At 51.5% G+C, this 16,298-nt stretch carries 21 protein-coding genes; 7 read left to right on the plus strand and 14 right to left on the minus strand.

Annotation, left to right across the window (positions count from 1 at the left end):
- Positions 1 to 39 precede the first annotated feature (39 nt).
- The gene (locus VMW30_02055; GenBank protein ID HUW87150.1) at positions 40 to 534 is read left to right on the plus strand and encodes a hypothetical protein; all 495 of its coding nucleotides are present in this window, start codon (positions 40 to 42) and stop codon (positions 532 to 534) included.
- Between the two features lie 15 nt (positions 535 to 549).
- On the opposite strand, the gene VMW30_02060 is transcribed toward VMW30_02055, so the two are convergent.
- Both VMW30_02060 and VMW30_02065 read right to left on the minus strand, forming a co-directional pair.
- Positions 550 to 1,236: a response regulator transcription factor gene (locus VMW30_02060; protein HUW87151.1), complete on the minus strand. Its 687-nt coding sequence runs from the start codon at positions 1,234 to 1,236 to the stop codon at positions 550 to 552.
- Positions 1,233 to 2,324 (minus strand): ATP-binding protein, encoded by a 1,092-nt coding sequence (locus tag VMW30_02065; protein HUW87152.1) that lies wholly within the window; start codon positions 2,322 to 2,324, stop codon positions 1,233 to 1,235. The genes VMW30_02060 and VMW30_02065 overlap by 4 nt, the downstream gene beginning before the upstream one ends.
- 142 nt (positions 2,325 to 2,466) lie before the next feature.
- Here VMW30_02065 and phoU point away from each other — a divergent pair, with 142 nt between their 5' ends.
- Complete coding sequence (phoU, locus tag VMW30_02070; GenBank protein ID HUW87153.1) at positions 2,467 to 3,126, plus strand: phosphate signaling complex protein PhoU; 660 nt, start codon at positions 2,467 to 2,469, stop codon at positions 3,124 to 3,126.
- On the opposite strand, the gene VMW30_02075 is transcribed toward phoU, so the two are convergent.
- Genes VMW30_02075 through VMW30_02095 form a run of 5 tightly spaced genes read right to left on the minus strand, consistent with a single transcriptional unit; the run spans position 3,078 to position 7,114 of the window.
- Entirely contained in the window at positions 3,078 to 3,863 is a 786-nt protein-coding gene (locus tag VMW30_02075) for a phosphoglyceromutase (protein ID HUW87154.1), read from the minus strand. The genes phoU and VMW30_02075 overlap by 49 nt on opposite strands.
- 44 nt (positions 3,864 to 3,907) lie before the next feature.
- Positions 3,908 to 4,390 (minus strand): YbjN domain-containing protein, encoded by a 483-nt coding sequence (locus VMW30_02080; protein HUW87155.1) that lies wholly within the window; start codon positions 4,388 to 4,390, stop codon positions 3,908 to 3,910.
- Positions 4,391 to 4,395: 5 nt separating this feature from the next.
- A complete protein-coding gene (gene mshA / locus VMW30_02085; protein HUW87156.1) occupies positions 4,396 to 5,658 on the minus strand; it encodes a D-inositol-3-phosphate glycosyltransferase in 1,263 nt (420 codons plus the stop codon).
- Between the two features lie 18 nt (positions 5,659 to 5,676).
- A complete protein-coding gene (locus VMW30_02090) occupies positions 5,677 to 6,609 on the minus strand; it encodes an asparaginase (protein ID HUW87157.1) in 933 nt (310 codons plus the stop codon).
- 4 nt (positions 6,610 to 6,613) lie between these two features.
- Complete coding sequence (locus VMW30_02095; GenBank protein ID HUW87158.1) at positions 6,614 to 7,114, minus strand: FABP family protein; 501 nt, start codon at positions 7,112 to 7,114, stop codon at positions 6,614 to 6,616.
- A 163-nt stretch (positions 7,115 to 7,277) separates the two neighbouring features.
- Between VMW30_02095 and VMW30_02100 the strand changes: the two genes are divergently transcribed.
- On the plus strand, positions 7,278 to 7,646 hold the full coding sequence (locus tag VMW30_02100; GenBank protein HUW87159.1) for a DsrE family protein: 369 nt from the start codon (positions 7,278 to 7,280) through the stop codon (positions 7,644 to 7,646).
- Here the strand turns inward: VMW30_02100 and VMW30_02105 are convergent.
- The 4 genes from VMW30_02105 to VMW30_02120 all read right to left on the minus strand — a co-directional run bounded on the left by VMW30_02105 (position 7,643) and on the right by VMW30_02120 (position 10,086).
- Positions 7,643 to 8,548 (minus strand): folate-binding protein, encoded by a 906-nt coding sequence (locus VMW30_02105; protein HUW87160.1) that lies wholly within the window; start codon positions 8,546 to 8,548, stop codon positions 7,643 to 7,645. The genes VMW30_02100 and VMW30_02105 overlap by 4 nt on opposite strands.
- A gap of 25 nt (positions 8,549 to 8,573) precedes the next feature.
- Positions 8,574 to 8,990, minus strand: a complete 417-nt coding sequence (locus VMW30_02110) for a Fur family transcriptional regulator (GenBank protein HUW87161.1) — start codon at positions 8,988 to 8,990, stop codon at positions 8,574 to 8,576.
- A 10-nt stretch (positions 8,991 to 9,000) separates the two neighbouring features.
- The gene (locus VMW30_02115) at positions 9,001 to 9,453 is read right to left on the minus strand and encodes a DUF4395 domain-containing protein (protein HUW87162.1); all 453 of its coding nucleotides are present in this window, start codon (positions 9,451 to 9,453) and stop codon (positions 9,001 to 9,003) included.
- A gap of 219 nt (positions 9,454 to 9,672) precedes the next feature.
- Entirely contained in the window at positions 9,673 to 10,086 is a 414-nt protein-coding gene (locus tag VMW30_02120) for a thioredoxin family protein (GenBank protein HUW87163.1), read from the minus strand.
- Positions 10,087 to 10,160: 74 nt separating this feature from the next.
- On the opposite strand from VMW30_02120, the gene VMW30_02125 reads away from it, so the two are divergent.
- On the plus strand, positions 10,161 to 10,874 hold the full coding sequence (locus VMW30_02125) for a response regulator transcription factor (GenBank protein ID HUW87164.1): 714 nt from the start codon (positions 10,161 to 10,163) through the stop codon (positions 10,872 to 10,874).
- Positions 10,875 to 11,801 (plus strand): mycothiol synthase, encoded by a 927-nt coding sequence (mshD, locus tag VMW30_02130; protein ID HUW87165.1) that lies wholly within the window; start codon positions 10,875 to 10,877, stop codon positions 11,799 to 11,801.
- On the opposite strand, the gene VMW30_02135 is transcribed toward mshD, so the two are convergent.
- Genes VMW30_02135 through VMW30_02145 form a run of 3 tightly spaced genes read right to left on the minus strand, consistent with a single transcriptional unit; the run spans position 11,790 to position 14,825 of the window.
- Positions 11,790 to 13,139: a transaminase gene (locus VMW30_02135; GenBank protein ID HUW87166.1), complete on the minus strand. Its 1,350-nt coding sequence runs from the start codon at positions 13,137 to 13,139 to the stop codon at positions 11,790 to 11,792. The genes mshD and VMW30_02135 overlap by 12 nt on opposite strands.
- Before the next feature lie 2 nt (positions 13,140 to 13,141).
- Positions 13,142 to 13,906, minus strand: coding sequence for a galactose mutarotase (locus VMW30_02140; GenBank protein ID HUW87167.1), 765 nt, complete (start codon positions 13,904 to 13,906; stop codon positions 13,142 to 13,144).
- Positions 13,893 to 14,825: a carbohydrate kinase gene (locus VMW30_02145; GenBank protein HUW87168.1), complete on the minus strand. Its 933-nt coding sequence runs from the start codon at positions 14,823 to 14,825 to the stop codon at positions 13,893 to 13,895. Before VMW30_02145 ends, VMW30_02140 begins: the two co-directional genes overlap by 14 nt.
- A 343-nt stretch (positions 14,826 to 15,168) precedes the next feature.
- Here VMW30_02145 and VMW30_02150 point away from each other — a divergent pair, with 343 nt between their 5' ends.
- Together VMW30_02150 and VMW30_02155 are read left to right on the plus strand one after the other, a co-directional pair.
- Positions 15,169 to 15,840 (plus strand): nucleotidyltransferase domain-containing protein, encoded by a 672-nt coding sequence (locus tag VMW30_02150; protein ID HUW87169.1) that lies wholly within the window; start codon positions 15,169 to 15,171, stop codon positions 15,838 to 15,840.
- Positions 15,837 to 16,265 carry a hypothetical protein gene (locus VMW30_02155; protein HUW87170.1) on the plus strand — a complete coding sequence of 143 codons (429 nt, stop codon included), beginning with the start codon at positions 15,837 to 15,839 and terminating at the stop codon, positions 16,263 to 16,265. Before VMW30_02150 ends, VMW30_02155 begins: the two co-directional genes overlap by 4 nt.
- Positions 16,266 to 16,298: the final 33 nt, after the last annotated feature.

Genomic DNA, 16,298 nt, shown 5'->3' on the forward strand with positions numbered 1-16,298 from the left:
GAGAGAATTACGCAGCCCATATACCTGGAGGAGAACCACATGCATCTGCGAACCGCTGCAATCGTCGCCCTATCTATAACTCTGGGGTTCTCGCTTACCGCATGTGGAGCTGGCAGTGACGCAGCGACAAGTCAGATCGCTCAAGTTACCGACGGTGTGGATGGTTCGATAACCACTTACGGCAGTGACTTGAAAGTGACTTCGATGTTGCTTGTGGCACAGCCTGATGGTTCTGCAGTTCTTGTTGGTTCGATCGTAAATAGATCTTCGAAGGACGATGTGCTTCTCGGAATAATGGCCGATGGAATCACCGCAACACTTTCACAGAATGAATTACCACTCGTACAAAATACGCCCCTGTTCTTTAGCGGGGATAGCGCCAACGCGAGTGCAGCAATTCCTGGTCTTAACGCTGCTATTGGAACACGCACCAAATTACACATATTCTTTGGAGTTGCTGGGGAGTTAACACTCGATGTGATTGTCCGCGAACGCGCCGGCGAGTTTGCACTTGTTGGAGCACCCACTAGTTAACTCTAGTTTGGGTCGCTAAGCCTCCATTTTGTAACCCAGACCGCGCACGGTCTGGATTAACAAAGGGTTGGCAGGATCTTTCTCGATTTTTGACCGCAATCTTTTAATGTGGACGTCCAAAGTCTTTGTATCGCCTACGTAATCGCTTCCCCATACGCGATCAATAAGTTGCATACGCGTTACCACTCGTCCAGAATTTCTCATAAGGAACTCAAGGAGTTCAAACTCTTTGAGTGGAAAATTGATAGTGGCATTATCGACGGTCACAATGTGCCTCTCGGTATCCATTCGTACCGAGCCAGCCACAAGTACATGTCCGTCATCGGATGAGAAGCCTGTATCACTATTTCTACGGAGAACCGCATGTATGCGAGCCACCAATTCGCGTGAAGAGTAGGGCTTGGTCACGTAATCATCGGCACCAAGCTCGAGGCCCACAACTTTGTCTACTTCTGAGTCTTTGGCAGTCAACATAATAATTGGAACATTCGATCTCGTGCGCAGTTGTCTACATACTTCGGTTCCCGATAACCCAGGAAGCATGAGATCCAGCAAAACGAGATCGGCACCGTGACGGTCAAATTCCTCAATAGCTTTGGGTCCAGTGTCAGCGACTCCAACTTCAAATCCTTCACGTCCCAAGAGATAAGAAAGCGCTTCCGAGAAAGAGTCTTCATCTTCAACGACGAGGATTCGTGTCATTTTTCCTCCGATTGTGACATAGCAATACTATTTGATTCTGCCCGGCGATAGAGGGGCAGACGGATCGTGAAAGTCGTACCAGCACCTTCTTCGCTCCATACGGAAATATCTCCCCCATGATTTGCGACAACATGTTTAACGATGGACAAACCTAAACCAGTACCTCCAGTCGCGCGCGAACGGGCTGGATCTACTCGATAGAAACGTTCGAAGATCCGCTCAATGTCCTTCTCTGGAATGCCTATCCCTTGATCCGAAATCGAAATTTCCGCAAGATCGTCTTGAGTTCGCAATGCGATTGCCACTCGAGTGCCATCTGGACTGTAGTTGATCGCATTCTCGATCAGATTGCTAATCGCCATCTGAATTTGATGACGATCCCCCAAGACTAGGAATTCATCTGACTCGCTAAAACTCAGCGAAATACTCCGCGAATCTGCAGCCATACGAGAGGCATCAATCGCATCCGCGATTAAATCGGAGAGATTGAGAACTTTCGCATTCTTTAAAGGATCATCATCCTGCAATCGTGAAAGATCAATAATCTCCTGAACAAGATCCGAAAGTCTCTTTGCCTCCGCCTGCATCCGTGTTGCAAATTTAACAATTGCATCGGGGTCGTCGCGGGCGCCCAGAACTGCTTCACTGAGAATGGAGAGAGCACCAATTGGCGTCTTCAATTCATGCGAAATATTTGCAATGAAATCGCGCCGAATTGCATCTAGGCGACGAAATTCGCTCTCATCAAATATGAGAACCACGATTAGTCCTTGTCCGCCTATTGGCGAGACCCTCACCTGTAGATCATGCGTACCTTCTCCAATTGGACCCCGCGGCAGAGCGACGGTGGCCTCTTGATACTGTCCAGATCGTCTGGCTGCCCGCACAAGGGGGAGAATCTGGTCTGAGACCAATCTTCCGTCTCTACTAAGACCCAGGGCTTCGGTTCGTTTGGACGAATCCAGAATCACTTCGCCGGGCGCCAACACCAGATATTCGGCGTCCACAATTTGGAGCAAGTCAATGATGCCCGAGGGTAGATCCCACGTCGGTCGAATCTGCGTACTTGTTCGTCGCCGTCTTAGCACCCCCTTATCGTAGAGTCGCAGGTCCTTCCATACCCAACCCGCAGCCAGTTAAGCCACTCATAAAGCCAAGTCTTAGCGAGTCATTCAATTCCCGTTCACTTAGGGCCCCCGAAACCGACCATTCACAAGATATTGTTACTCCATGCGCGACGCGTTTCACGATGATCTCAATGCCATTGGCCAGACTCTTATTGATATGAGTCAGCGGGTCTCTAAAGCGATGGAGTTGGCGACAACTGCGCTGCTAGAGGCAGATCTGCAATTGGCCGAGCAAATCATCTCCGATGATGATGTGATCGATGTAATGCAGCACGAATTAGATGCGAAAACTCTCAATGTGCTCGCTCGTCAACAACCTGTAGCCGGTGACTTAAGAACGCTCGTCACGTCTCTAAGAATGAGCGCCGACCTCGAACGTATGGGCGACATGACCCACCACATCGCAAAGATTGCGCGGATGAGATATCCCGCAAAGGCGGTCCCGCCAGAATTAGCCGACACTATTCAAGCCATGGGAAAAGTTGCCAAGAATATTATTGATAAAACCACGCATGTGCTTGAGACGCACGACTTGCAGTCGGCAGTGGAGTTAGAAACAGACGATGATGAAATGGACAAATTGCATCGTAAGTTATTTCTCACGCTACTAGACGATGCCTGGCCCCATGGCATTGAGTGCGCGATCGATATGACATTGCTTGGTCGCTACTACGAACGCTGTGCAGATCATGCAGTTTCTGTGGCTAGACGGGTTTACTTCCTCGTCACCGGAGAGTTCGCATCAGAAACGGACGAACGCTGACCCTGATTGGCCACGGCACTGATTGCCGCTTGGGCGGCAGTTGGATCTAGGTACTCGCCACCTTTTTTTACTGGTCGCATCTGATCGTCGAGTTCGTAAAGCAAAGGGATACCCGTCGGGATATTGAGTTCGGCAATATCTGCATCAGAAATTCCATCAAGATGCTTTACAAGGGCGCGGATAGAGTTTCCGTGAGCGGTTACGAGTACAACTTTGCCCGTCCGCAAATCAGGCACGATTGACTCCTCCCAGTAAGGAAGCATCCGCACAACAACGTCCTTGAGGCATTCCGTTCGTGGCAGGGCCGGGCCAAGGTCGGCATAACGTGGATCGTTCACCTGGCTATATGGATCTGCATCATCAATGGGTGGTGGCGGAACATCGTACGAACGCCTCCACAACTTGAACTGCGCTTCGCCGTAGGCCTCCAAAGTTGCCTTCTTGTCTTTGCCTTGTAGTGCACCGTAGTGTCGCTCGTTCAGACGCCACGTTCGTCGCACCGGAATCCACTGTCGATCACATGTCTCTAACGTAATTTGCGATGTTTGAATTGCCCGGCGAAGCAGAGAAGTATGCAGAAGGTCCGGCAGCAAGCCACGACTCTTGAGAAGCACCCCTGCTCTGGCTGCTTCTATCTCTCCAGCATGTGAAAGAGGGACATCGACCCATCCAGTGAATAGATTCTTCGCATTCCATTCGCTCTCACCGTGTCGGAGCAAGATCAATGTGTAAGTCATAGGTCTATCTTGCCAAGTACCGAGCCCTGTATTCAAATCTAGAACTAAATCAAGTGCTCAAAAGCTTTGAGATTGGCTAATGACTCTCCCCGTGAAACTCGCCAGGCCCATTCGCGGCGAATTGCAGTGGCAAAACCCAACTCGAGAAGTGGGTTGAAAGAGGCATCTGAATACTGAAGTACGCCCCCAATAAGGCGATCCAATTCTTGATCACTCACTACAGAGAGCGGCAACCGCCCGACAAGGTACAAATCTCCCAATTCGTTCAGTGCAAATGCAACTCCGTACATCGCTGCATTCTTCTGCATACACCACTCAAATACTTTCACCTGATTCTCATCAGGCTTACGGATGATGAATGCATTAATACTCAATGAGTGGTCACCGACAATAAGTGCACAGTGGGTCTGCAATTTCTTTTCACCCGGAAGGGTAAGTAAAAATGTATCGTGATTTTTCCGTTCGTACTCGATGTCATGTGACTCTAAGAAATCTTCAATCGTAATTCGAGGATCGATACTAGCCATTGGAGTTAGCCGTCCGATGAAGCTTTTTGGCGTTCCATTTGTGAAAGCACTCGGTCATAAGTATCAAGTGTGCCCCGCGCCGTTGCGTCCCATCCGAAGTGAGACGAGTGTTCGAGAGCGCCAATTGAAAGCAAAATTCGTCGTTGTGGTTCGACAAGTAATCTGGCAATGACCGAAGACCATGCACGTGGATCATGACCATCAACAAGAACGCCAGAAATGCCATCGGCCACTGCAGTTCGCAAGCCACCTACGGCCGTCGCGATGACAGGAGTGCCACAGGCCTGTGCTTCAAGAGCTACAAGCCCAAATGATTCGCTATAACTTGGTACGCAGACCAAGTCAGCGGCGCGATACCAGTTGGGAAGTTCGGTGCGTGGCAGCGGTGGTAAAAATCGAACGACATCGGAGAGATTGAGCCAACTGGCCAACTCTTTCAATCGCTCTACTTCCTCGACACCATTTCCGGAGGCCCCACCGATGATGAAGACGATGAGTTTGGCCCGTAGATGCGGAGAGTGTGAAAGCATCTCAGCGGTTGCGCGGATGAGAAGCTCTGGGCCTTTGTGGGGCTGAATGCGTCCGACAAATGTCACCACGTGGGCGTCGTGCGGAATCTGCAAGAGTGCTCGTGCGCTCGACTTTCCACTTCCAGGTGTAAATGTGTAGAGGTCCACTCCCGGAGTGACTACGTGAACGATATCTGGACACGCGCCGTACAAGGAAACTAAGCTCGCCGCTTCCGCATCAGTATTTGCAATCAGTGCACTTGATGCCGCCACAACTTCGGTCTCTCCGACAACTCTCTCTTCTGGCTCTGCCGATTCACCTTCAGCAAGATTGAGGTTCTTCACACGCGCCATCGTGTGCATCGTGTGAATAAGAGGGATATCCAACTTCTTGCTCGCAGCAATGCCAACCTTCCCGGAAATCCAATAGTGGGAGTGGATGACGTCGTATCCTGGCTTAGATTGGATTGCTCGAAGAAATTCTTCTGATAATTCCTCGCAAAATTTAGGCAAATCCTCCTTCGCAACTCCGCTAACCGGCCCGGCAGTCAAATGGCGAACGGTTACACCGGGGGCAAACTCAACGACATCAGGAAGATCTGGATGGTTGCGTCGCGTGAAGATATCAACGCCGACGCCCATTGCAGCCATCCGCTTGGCGTTCTCGGCCACATACACGTTCATTCCACCCGCATCACCGATGCCAGCTTGATCCAGGGGGGATGAGTGCACCATCAAAGTGGCGATGCGTCGGTTCATTCGAGAAGTCTATCCAGGCTAGAAATTTGCGCGAATGGAGCCGACAACTTCTTTACCCCCGTAGATTGGAGTTGACTCAGATGATGAAACAACTCCAAACGATTCCAAGGCTGCAACAAGGAGCACGCCCAGAGCGCGTGCTGAGCCATCATCGACCTTGACGGCAAGCGAGCGGCCGTCCGGAAGTGAGGCAACTTGAACTCCTTCGGCCCCTTCTTTTAAGAATAATCCAGGGATTTCACGCATCTTCCGAGTGGTCAAACGCCCCTCGCCTGCCACCATCTCAGGAAAGTCGCGACAAGCGCCGATGACACTGCGGTGGATGGGATCGGTGGAAATCGTGATGTTGCGAATCGCACGCGCTAATCCCAGCAGCGAAATGAGGAAGAGGGGCGCACCACAACCGTCCACACTCACGAAAGAAACTTCTTCCCCGGCTAAGGATTCCAGTTCGACTCTGCAGGCCACCTGAACTGGATGTTCTGGATGAAGATAACTTTCAGTAGGCCACCCATTTATCACCGACGTCAGAAGCATGCCTGAATGCTTTCCGCTGCAATTTTGTGCCAAGGAGGTACCGGGTTTGCCACCCCACTTGATTCGATCTGCTTCACCCAACGGTCTATCTTTCGCATTCTGCAGAGCCGACTCATCAAGATTGGCGAGGAGTAAAATTTCTCGCGCAGCACTCTGGTGTATTTCAGATCCAGAATGACTTGCCGCAACGAGTGCCAACAACCGAGGTTCCAATTGCATTCCTGCGCGAACCATGGCGGAGGCTTGAATACTCTTAATCGATGAGCGCGGATAGATAAGAAGAGAAGGATTTCCCCGCGAAAGGTGGATGCTCCCATCAGCACCAAGAAGAACCATGTGTCCGCGGTGCTGTGATTCTACGAAACCGCTCCTGACAACCTCCGCCAGTACTTCTCCGATCTGATCGGTAGCCATTTGGTTATTCGTAAGAACGCGGAAGTGTCGACCAGAGATGCGGTTGCATCAGTTTGCCCTCCGCGGCCATGTCATAAGCGAAAAAGAGTTCGCCCTCGACCAGGCCATACAACCGCGAACCTTCTGTAACAATTTTCGCTGAAGGTGCTGAATAACCTTGATCCATCACAAGTTGTATTTTGGGTCCGTCGAATCGACCAACCCAACCCTCGGCAATTCCCGTGTTGTGGGCAATGATGACTTCGAGAGTGTTGCCCGGCTTCACCCGCCAAAATCCAGTTTCGGAAGCACCCGGACGAATTATTTCGTCATCATCATCAATGAGCCAGGAGCGAGAGTAATAGTTCAGGAAGGGGCGACCGTCGTGGCCAAACACAACTTCGTGCGCAAATTGAAAGGGCTCAATACCTTCGTACTCTCCGCGTCCTTTTCCCCGCCAGGTTCCAACCAGCCATGCAAGCGGATTGAGGTCCGGATGCAGGCCCTCGGGAATAGTAAAAGCCATTATTTCCTGCCTCTCCGTCGCTTGCCGCCGAGTCCATAGACAATCAAGACGATACCCAAAAGTATCGCGATAGTTGCCAGCAGCGTAGAAGTTACTAGCGCCATTGCTGGCTTTCTCGCTCCATAGTCGCCAGCCTACCTGCTCCATCCTTTAGAGTTCTTGTATGGCACGATCATCGAATTTGGTTATCAAACTGGCATCCGGGGCTGCTGAGGCTGAACGGGTTGCGCAAGCATTTTCAGTTGCATCGATAGCACTTGCGGCAGGCGTTGAAGTCTCTCTCTGGCTAGCAGGTGAAGCATCATGGTTCGCAATCCCAGGGCGAGCCGAAGAATTTTCTCTGCCGCATTCAGCGCCACTACATGAAATGCTCTCTACTCTCATCGAGAGCGGAACAGTCACGCTCTGCACACAATGTGCGGTTCGCAGAAATATTCAAGATGGCGATCAAATCAAGGGGATCCGTATTGCCGGCACGGCGACTTTCGTGGAAGAAATTACCAGAGAGGCAACGCAGGCTCTCGTGTACTAAGTTAAATTAGTAGCCTCTTGAGTTGCCGGAATCCCTTCAATCATTAGTGTCGCATCCAGCGGAATGCTCCGCTTCAATACTGCAAGTGCGATTGTTCCTAATTCGTAATGCCGTGCGACGGTTCCGATAAATCCAACCTTCACACCATCTTTTTCAACATCAGCACCGGTCGCGGGAATACTGATAACACTCCCATCCAAATGGAGCATTGCAAGTCGACGGGGAGGTTTGCCCAAATTTGCAATCTTCGCAACGGTTTCCTGTCCGCAATAGCAACCTTTGTTCATGTGAACTGATTTGTTCAGCAGCCCAAGTTCATTTGGAATTGACTTGTAATCGGTTTCAAATCCTATTCGCGGCCTACCAACGGCGACCCTTTCCGCCTCCAGTGCCCAAGTACCAACTCGAACCGCACTCTGATTAAATTTCTCGTGCCAGAGCGCGATCTCATTTCGAGGCACTATTGCAAATGGCCCGCCAAGAGAATCTGAAAGTCCCGGGGCACGTAACAACGCATACTCACCGCTCAAATCGCGCACTTCAACACGGAGCATAAATTTCATCTTCTCCAAATGGGCAAGCAGTGCCTTCCCCCGCCCCGCATCCAACGTCAGCCAAGTTCTCTCACCGTCATCCATCAGATTGAACTGATGCTCGATGTGGCCCTGCGGATCCAGAATAAGAGCAGAAGTCCATATGCCGGGCGCTAATTTCTCAAGGTGCTGAGTTGTGAGTGAATGGAGCCAATGTAAGCGATCCTGACCTGTAATGCCGATGATCTCGAAGTGAGAGAGATCTGCCCAAGCGTTGCCCGCTGCCAGAGCGCGTTGCTCTTGGCTGGGTTGTCCAAAATGCCAGACCGCACCCTTATCTGGGCCATCTTCAACAAGGACCTGCGTCACATGCTCAATCTACTGCGCGAAGAGATTAAATGTCGTCTCGAGCGCAGTCAGCGCAGGTGCCGTACACCGCAAAATGAGTGACATCGGTCTTGAAACCATAATCATCGGCCAACGAATTCACGAAATTAGCCGCAACTTCGATGGGTGCGTCACCGACAGATCCACACGTTCCGCAAACAAGGTGGAGATGAGTGAGTTCTTCAGCGGCGTGATAGGTGGCGCCACCATGACCGAGGTGGGTGTGTTGCACCAATCCCACATTTTCCAGGGTTTCGAGGTTTCGATAAACCGTCGAAAGATTTATTCCGGGATGAGACTGCCGAACCCGCTCGGCGACTTCTTCTGGTGTCGCATGTCCCAACTCACGGACAGCTGAGAGCACGAGCTCTCGTTGCGGGGTGAGGCGTAATCCTCTTTGGCGAAGTTCATGCTGTTCGGCCATGTCAGCCATTCTAACGGAGCCGAAGTAGGAGAAGGTAAACCTCGCAGCCGAGGCAGAAGTTAAATGCTGCGTTGAGGAAGGCGGCGGCGAGCGCGGCGCTGGTTGCGATTGTAAAGATGAGTGGGAGACCACTTAGAGAGCCGGCGATGCCAACCAGGGCAAAAATCAATCCGACGCTCTGCGCAAATTGTGGAGGGCGGATATCTTCGGCAGGGACCTCGCCCTTCAAGCGAGGACGTACCAAAGATTTATAGATTTGTGCATAGGGGGTGAATTGCGGTCCACGAAAAGCGCCAATCGCAAAAACTACGGCCTGAAAAATAAGCACCCATACTGAATTCGTGGCGAGAGCCAGTATTAGAACTCCAGTTGTTAGAAGTGCCGAGAATCGCGGGCCACGTGCATCGATCGTTTTAACTTCTGCTGAGTTTTCATCTGTGATTTGAGAAGCAAAATGTGTCATGTGAGTTCCTTAAAGTTGTGTCGGGAAATGGATGTAAATGCAAAAACGCTTACATCACATTCGACACAAAGAACCCGCTATGCGACCAAAATCCAGAAAGCGGCGCATAGTGAAAAACGTGGGCTCAGAGTGGAACATGGGTTAAGCGTAAAGAAAATCAAATGAATGCGCTAATTGCGAGATGTTCGCACCTTCAAGTTACAGGCGCTCTGCAAAGTTCTACCTAAGCGATGCCAAGGAATTCAAAACCTGGTCGCGGTTGGGAGCGCCCACGGCACGGCCCACCTCCACTCCTTGCGAATTCAGAATCAAGGTAGTTGGCGTGGAATGAATATTGAGTTTTCGGACAAGATCAAGGTGGGCTTCGGCATCTATTTCAATGTGCACCACATCCGGCAATGCTGAAACAACATTTTCCAGAAGGATCCGGGTCACCCTGCAAGGGGTGCAGAAAGCCGATGAGAACTGGACCAAAGTAGCCCTTGATCCAAGTGGGCCGCCAAGTATTTCGCTACTCAGAGCGGCTGCTGGGCCCTTATGTGAGGCGCGAATCCTTCCCCTTGAGCGTTGGTACCAGAAACCATAGGCAGTGGCCAGAGAGAGAACAATTAGAATTGGAGCCAAGGAATTCACGCGAGTAGTCTGACCCATTAACTCCGAAGTTCCAACTGATTTATGGGCGAGTTATTAGAGAGAGGAAGTCGATCATGGCACGCGTTCTTCTTCTCACCAATGCTTTGGGAAGTGCCGAGGTACTTCCTGCGCTTGGTTTGCTCCAACATCAAGTACGAATTCTTCCGGCTGAGGCAAGTCTCCTCGTAGAAGTTCCGGAGATGGATCTCCTCTTCATTGATGCTCGGCGCGACTTACCGGCAGCTAAGAGTCTTACGCGCTTACTGACATCCACCGGAATTGGCTCGCCGGTAATCGTCATCGTGACCGAAGGCGGTCTCTCTGCGATCAGTACGGAGTGGGGAATCGACGATGTCATTCTTGACACGGCCGGGCCGGCGGAAGTTGAGGCGAGAATTCGCATTGCCATCGGTGCGCACATGGCACTTAGGAATGCATTAGATCCAACATCAGGTGAAATTCGTACCGGCGATATTGTGATCGATGAGAATGCATACACGGCAAAAGTAAAAGGCCGAACGCTGGACCTAACTTTCAAGGAGTTCGAGCTCCTAAAATATCTGGCACAACATCCGGGGCGTGTTTTCACGCGCGCCCAACTGCTTCAAGAGATTTGGGGGTATGACTACTTCGGCGGTACGCGAACCGTAGACGTTCATATCCGTCGTCTGCGAGCGAAACTCGGACCTGAATTTGAATCCATTATCGGCACAGTGCGAAATGTTGGATACCGCTTCACTTTGCCAGCAGGAAGTAAAGAAAGTCTGCTTACAGAACGCGTTCAGTAATTGATAGAGAATCTCAATCATCTCGATCCTGGAGCGCAAGAGGGCGTCCTCAATCTCATTTCCGCTGCGACGGAGCACGATGGAATTCCACCGATCGCCGAACATATTGTCCTGCACCTGCGGCACGGTGGCGATAAGGATGATCGACATCTCATCGTCAAGGCAGATGGCTTGATAGTCGGCTATGCGCACATTGATCTCACCGATACCGTTGCTGGATCCAGCGCCGAACTTGTCATTCATCCTCACTATCGAGGAAAGGGGCTCGGACGCGCCCTTCTCCAAGAGATTTGCGGCATTACATCCCCCCGGTTGTGGGCTCACGGAGATCTGCCCAGTGCGCAGAAATTGGCAAGGGACTATGGACTAGTCCGCGCTAGAACCGTGATTCAAATGCGCAGGTCGCTCAACCAACCTCTCCCGATTTTAGAAACCGATCTGAAATTGCGGTCCTTTCTTCCAGGACTCGATGATGAGGGTTGGCTCGCGCTCAATAATCGGTCCTTCGCCGGACACCCAGAGCAGGGTGGGTGGACAATCGAGAATTTGCACCAACGAATGGGTGAAAGTTGGTTTGACCCACAGGGTTTTTTCCTTGCAACTATCGCTACCGGCGCGGGGGAAGAACTCATTGCCTTCTGTTGGACAAAAATCCACGGCGCACACACGCATTCGCACGATGGGCAAGAAGAACACGGACACGATCCGATTGGTGAAATCTATGCAATGGGAGTCGATCCTTCTTACCAAGGAAAGAAAATCGGTAGAGCAATCACGATCGCCGGACTTGCTCACCTTCGTCGCCAGGGATTGATGTCAGCAATGCTCTATGTAGACGCAGAAAATGCAGCCGCAATCAAAATCTACAAAGATCTCGGATTCTCCGAGTGGGGACGCGATGTTATGTATCTGGAGTCAAGCCACTAAATCTGAGCAGAGTTTTCGAAACGCCTCCGTGTGCGCATCAACATCAGCCTCAGTAGTTGCTGGAGACATCAATGCCATGTTGTGAAATGGAGTAAGCAGGAACCCATCATTGAGTAGACGCAGATGTATGTACTGTTCCAATTCAAAATCACCGGCTTCGGCGGCTTCACGGCCAGTTCGCGGCGCATCTGGTTGGAAGACGTACTCAGCACGTGCACCTAAGCGATTGCAGTGCCAAGGAAGATTGAACTCCTTAATTGCCGCATCCACCCCATCTGCCCAACGAGTGGCGAGTGCAATCATTTTCTCAAATGCTTCGACGGTTAGGACTTGGGACAATGTTGCCCGCATTGCAGCCAGGGACAGAGCATTGCCCGCCAGCGTTCCGCCTATACCTCCAGTATCAATCTGTTCAAGCAAGACTCGACTCGATATTGCATCAGAGACTTCCTTTGTCATGCCAAATGTCCCAGTTGGTATTCCTCCACCAATTGCTTTCCCGATTGTAAGAAAATCAGGCTTCAATCCGAGGCTCCGGGTCATTCCACCAATACCCATAGAGATCGTGTGAGTCTCATCAATAATCCATAGCGCGCCGTATTTCTTGGTCAATTCGCCCACCTTCACCAAGTAGCCCTCCTCGGCAAGCACGATGCCAACATTGGTCATGGCGGGCTCCATCAAAATTGCAGCAATATCCCCCCTCGCCAGCGCCTCCTCCATTCCCACAAGATCGTTGAATTCAACAACGGTGGTTGTCTCGGCAAGCGGAACGGGTGCGCCAATATTGCCCTCACGTGCCACTGTCATGCCTGATGCATCTAAGGTAGCAAAAGTTTCATCGACACTTCCGTGATAGCAACGGTCGATAACAATGATCTTTTTCTTGCCAGTGATGAGACGCGAGTAGCGAATAACATGCCGGTTTGCGTCAGTGGCAGAGACGGTAAATTGCCACAATGGCAGCCCGAAGCGGTCAGCCAACTCAGCTGAAACGGCAAGTGCATCTCCGGTTGGCAACATGGCAGTGAGCCCCCGTGTTGCCTGCTTATGAATGGCCTTAACTGTTGCAGCAGGTGAATGCCCGGTCATTGATCCAGTGTCACCTAGACAAAAATCGATGTACTTATTCTGATCGACATCAATGAAACTGGCGCCTTGTGCACTTTCGACAAATACTGGGTAGGCACCAGGCCATTTCGCCATCCATGACATAGGAACACCACCGGGCATCACCGCTTTGGCAGATTCGAACATCTCACCGCTCTTCGGGTGTTTCTTGAGAAAACGATCTTCTTCATAGGCGGTCAGATCTGCTAGCTTCTTTCGATTTATCACTCTTAATCCTCCGAGAAAATGAATAGCGCTTCGATGTAATGCTCTCCTGAAATTCCTAAGTTTGCTGCGTCAGGCGGCGCAGTCTGCGGCTCGATGCAGATGGCTTCGGGATCTTCGGTGTAGACAACCCACCACGGGGCGTCGCATTCAATGTCAATGCGAGCGGCGCCTTCCCAAACGATCGCTGGGGTTCCTCGAATTTCTGTAAAGGCATCATCCCAGGGTTGCCGCGACGGCTCGATCAATTTTCCAGTAGGAAATAACTCGCTATCTCTCTCCATCATTTTCAGCGCGGAGAATTCAATCTTCGCGCTAGCTCCACGGTCCAGTTCGCGGGGAAACCAGGGATGGAATCCAAGCCAAGCAGGAAGATCACATTCACCGGGTTCGTACTCCATGCTCCAACGAAGGGCGTCATCGAGTACCTCAAAACTCTGCTCAATGCTTGCACCTTTGTAAGGCGCCGGAAGTTCCAAGAGGGAGCGACCCGGACCAATATCGCGCCAAGAGGAGTGAAAACCGTAGCCATGAAGTGCATGAGGTGGATCGAAGGTAGTCGGTAGTTGGAAACTCTTACCCGCAGGATTTTTAATAATTCCATTGCGAATCCGACCCGCCCATGGCGCCATGGGATACCAGCCATAGGTCGGTACTTCCCCACGAAATGGGAGCGCGAATTCCATATCTTGCCATTTCAGGGAGGCGATTCGCCCGCCTTGATCAAGATCTATTGCTACTTGAAATTCCGCATCGTCAATGAACTGCATTTTCACTTCTCTCTATTGCGGCATCAATTTCAGACCTAGTCGGAGACTGTGCGCCCACACGACTACAGGTTATTGCAGCGGCATGAACTGCACAATTCAAGGCTTCATGGAGCACAGGTCCCTGGAGATTGAGAATCCCATTCCTAAGAATTGAATCAACAAGAACCGCCCCAACGCTATCCCCAGCACCAACCGTGTCGACTACTTTGGATGCAACCGCCCCGACCTCTACGCTTTCCTCGCGGGTTACTGCACTAATTCCCTGAGCGCCGCGGGTTATGACAAGTAACTGGATTCCACCTTCGATTAATTGGGTAACGACATCGACAATAGGTCGATCGGGATACAACCAGCCAAGATCCTCTTCACTCGCTTTCACAACGGTAGAGATGTCGGCCCACTTTTCAAAAATACTCAGATACTTCACTCGATCACCTAGTGCTTGTGGACGCACATTAGGGTCGAAAATAATCGGGGCAAACTCAGATACGCGAGTAGCCCATTCAAAGAGTGCTGAAGCGCCCGGCTCAATGACGGTGGCGAGACTTCCAATGTGGAGTGCCGATGGCTTGTATCGATAAGGGTCTGGAAGCCAATCGAGAGAGAAATCAAAAGTAGCGGTGCCAGATGTACTGAATTGATAAGCAGCTTGACCATGAGCGTCGATACTCACCGACGCGATCGCAGTTGGTTTTTTTGATCTATGAACATGGCGCATGCCGACCTTGTCGCGGACAAATTCTTCGCTGACACGCACTCCAAATTCATCGGTTGAGATTCCGCCAACGAACTCGACGTCTTGCCCTAGCCGAGCGACCGCTCTTGCGGTATTTGCTGGACCGCCACCGACCGCAGTGGACTCGCCTAAACTATCGACCAATACCTCACCGCAGACCCAGACGGTCATCTGGTTTGGCATTTCATTTCGCGCACGGACTCATTCTGCCTTTCCGTGAGCCAATGATTACTATTCCTCAAACATCGCTCTCAGTCCTTCCACTCTGCCAGGGCGAGTGGGGGTCGCAGAAGTAGATCGGCACACCGGTAGTAATGGTGAAGTTCAAGTGAGTGGCCATTACTAGCGTGAGGGGCCTTTGGCTCTGCACAACATGGGCTGTATTCGTGCGCTTCTAATCAGTGTGGCCACGATAGTAGCCACGTGGATAGTATTATAGCCACGTGGATAGTATTATAGCCACGTGACCCCAGGCACTCCCTAGGGTCCCAAAGCATCTGCCGTGCAGTCGGAAGAAAGGAAGACCATGGACCTAAGCGCGCCCGCTCACGCGATCATTCCTACCCTAGATGCAGATGTCTTGACCGTGTTGGCCGGAGTAACTAAGCCTCTGACCGGTAGGCAGATAAGCCGGATGATTGAGGCCAAGAGTCACCGGGGGGTCGGGTTGGTCCTTGAGAGGCTGCGATCGCAGGGAGTCGTTGATGCGGTTGAGGCTGGAAGTTCCTATCTATACACACTCAATCGCGAACATGTCACCTTCCCTGCTATTGAGGCTCTTACTGATTTGCGAGGCAAGCTTTACTCGCGCATGACCGTGGAAATCAAGACGTGGCAAATTCTGCCTGTCTCTGTAGCGGTATTCGGATCGGCGGCCCGTGGGGATGGTGGCATTGACTCTGACATCGACATCTTGATCGTGCGGCAGGAGGAGTTGTACCCAAACAACTTAGAAAATTTCGAGATAGAACAGAACGAAGGGGAAGAGGTGTATTGGGATCTGTGGGCTGCTCAGCTTTCGGAGTTTGGCTCGAAGGTTCGGCGATGGTCAGGCAATACCGCAAGTCTTATCCAAGCCACACAATCGCAGTTGGTAGCCATGGTGGAGCGCAATGAGCCTATCGTTGCATCGTTGCAAAGGGATGCGCGCTACCTCTGGGGGCCAAAGATAATGAAGACGCTGATGGATCAAAAGTGATGCCGACCAAGCTAGGCCGAGGTGGAGAGTGCGGAAAGCCGCAGGCACTCGCACGATTTGCCCACGCCCAGAAATTCCTGGATGTGGCAGAGCTGGTTGCGAGCGAAGCCGCTGACGGTATCGACCCCGCATCGGCGAGTGTTGCCGCAGCGCTTGCAATTTTGGCAGGGATCGCAGCCTCTGATGCCGCATGTTGTCTGGTACTAAATAAGCGATCCAGGGGTGAGAGTCATGCACAAGCCGCAGATTTTCTCAGGACCATTACAGGCGGAGGTAAGGCGGCTGATGCACTCTCGGAACTGAATTCACTAAAGGACACTGCCCATTACGGCGTAATCAACATCTCTAGCAAGGAACTCAAAGTCGCCATGCGTCGGGCCACAACTTTGGTCGATTTCGCTCAATCACTATTTGACGCGGCCTAGTAGTAAGCAGGCAACCAAGGGCACTGCATCACT

The organism is Candidatus Paceibacterota bacterium, assembly GCA_035530615.1.
Taxonomy (GTDB): Bacteria; Actinomycetota; Actinomycetes; order Nanopelagicales; family Nanopelagicaceae; genus QYPT01.

What these genes read in the sequence shown, in the direction of transcription:
- VMW30_02060 (HUW87151.1), bottom strand. Translation starts at nt 1,236, where the DNA reads ATGACACGAATCCTCGTCGTTGAAGATGAAGACTCTTTCTCGGAAGCG.
- VMW30_02115 (HUW87162.1), bottom strand. Translation starts at nt 9,453, where the DNA reads ATGACACATTTTGCTTCTCAAATCACAGATGAAAACTCAGCAGAAGTT.
- phoU (HUW87153.1), top strand. Translation starts at nt 2,467, where the DNA reads ATGCGCGACGCGTTTCACGATGATCTCAATGCCATTGGCCAGACTCTT.
- VMW30_02145 (HUW87168.1), bottom strand. Translation starts at nt 14,825, where the DNA reads ATGCCAAACCAGATGACCGTCTGGGTCTGCGGTGAGGTATTGGTCGAT.
- VMW30_02080 (HUW87155.1), bottom strand. Translation starts at nt 4,390, where the DNA reads ATGGCTAGTATCGATCCTCGAATTACGATTGAAGATTTCTTAGAGTCA.
- VMW30_02125 (HUW87164.1), top strand. Translation starts at nt 10,161, where the DNA reads ATGGCACGCGTTCTTCTTCTCACCAATGCTTTGGGAAGTGCCGAGGTA.
- VMW30_02055 (HUW87150.1), top strand. Translation starts at nt 40, where the DNA reads ATGCATCTGCGAACCGCTGCAATCGTCGCCCTATCTATAACTCTGGGG.
- VMW30_02100 (HUW87159.1), top strand. Translation starts at nt 7,278, where the DNA reads ATGGCACGATCATCGAATTTGGTTATCAAACTGGCATCCGGGGCTGCT.
- VMW30_02095 (HUW87158.1), bottom strand. Translation starts at nt 7,114, where the DNA reads ATGGCTTTTACTATTCCCGAGGGCCTGCATCCGGACCTCAATCCGCTT.
- mshA (HUW87156.1), bottom strand. Translation starts at nt 5,658, where the DNA reads ATGAACCGACGCATCGCCACTTTGATGGTGCACTCATCCCCCCTGGAT.
- VMW30_02110 (HUW87161.1), bottom strand. Translation starts at nt 8,990, where the DNA reads ATGGCCGAACAGCATGAACTTCGCCAAAGAGGATTACGCCTCACCCCG.
- VMW30_02075 (HUW87154.1), bottom strand. Translation starts at nt 3,863, where the DNA reads ATGACTTACACATTGATCTTGCTCCGACACGGTGAGAGCGAATGGAAT.
- VMW30_02150 (HUW87169.1), top strand. Translation starts at nt 15,169, where the DNA reads ATGGACCTAAGCGCGCCCGCTCACGCGATCATTCCTACCCTAGATGCA.
- VMW30_02140 (HUW87167.1), bottom strand. Translation starts at nt 13,906, where the DNA reads ATGCAGTTCATTGACGATGCGGAATTTCAAGTAGCAATAGATCTTGAT.
- VMW30_02090 (HUW87157.1), bottom strand. Translation starts at nt 6,609, where the DNA reads ATGGCTACCGATCAGATCGGAGAAGTACTGGCGGAGGTTGTCAGGAGC.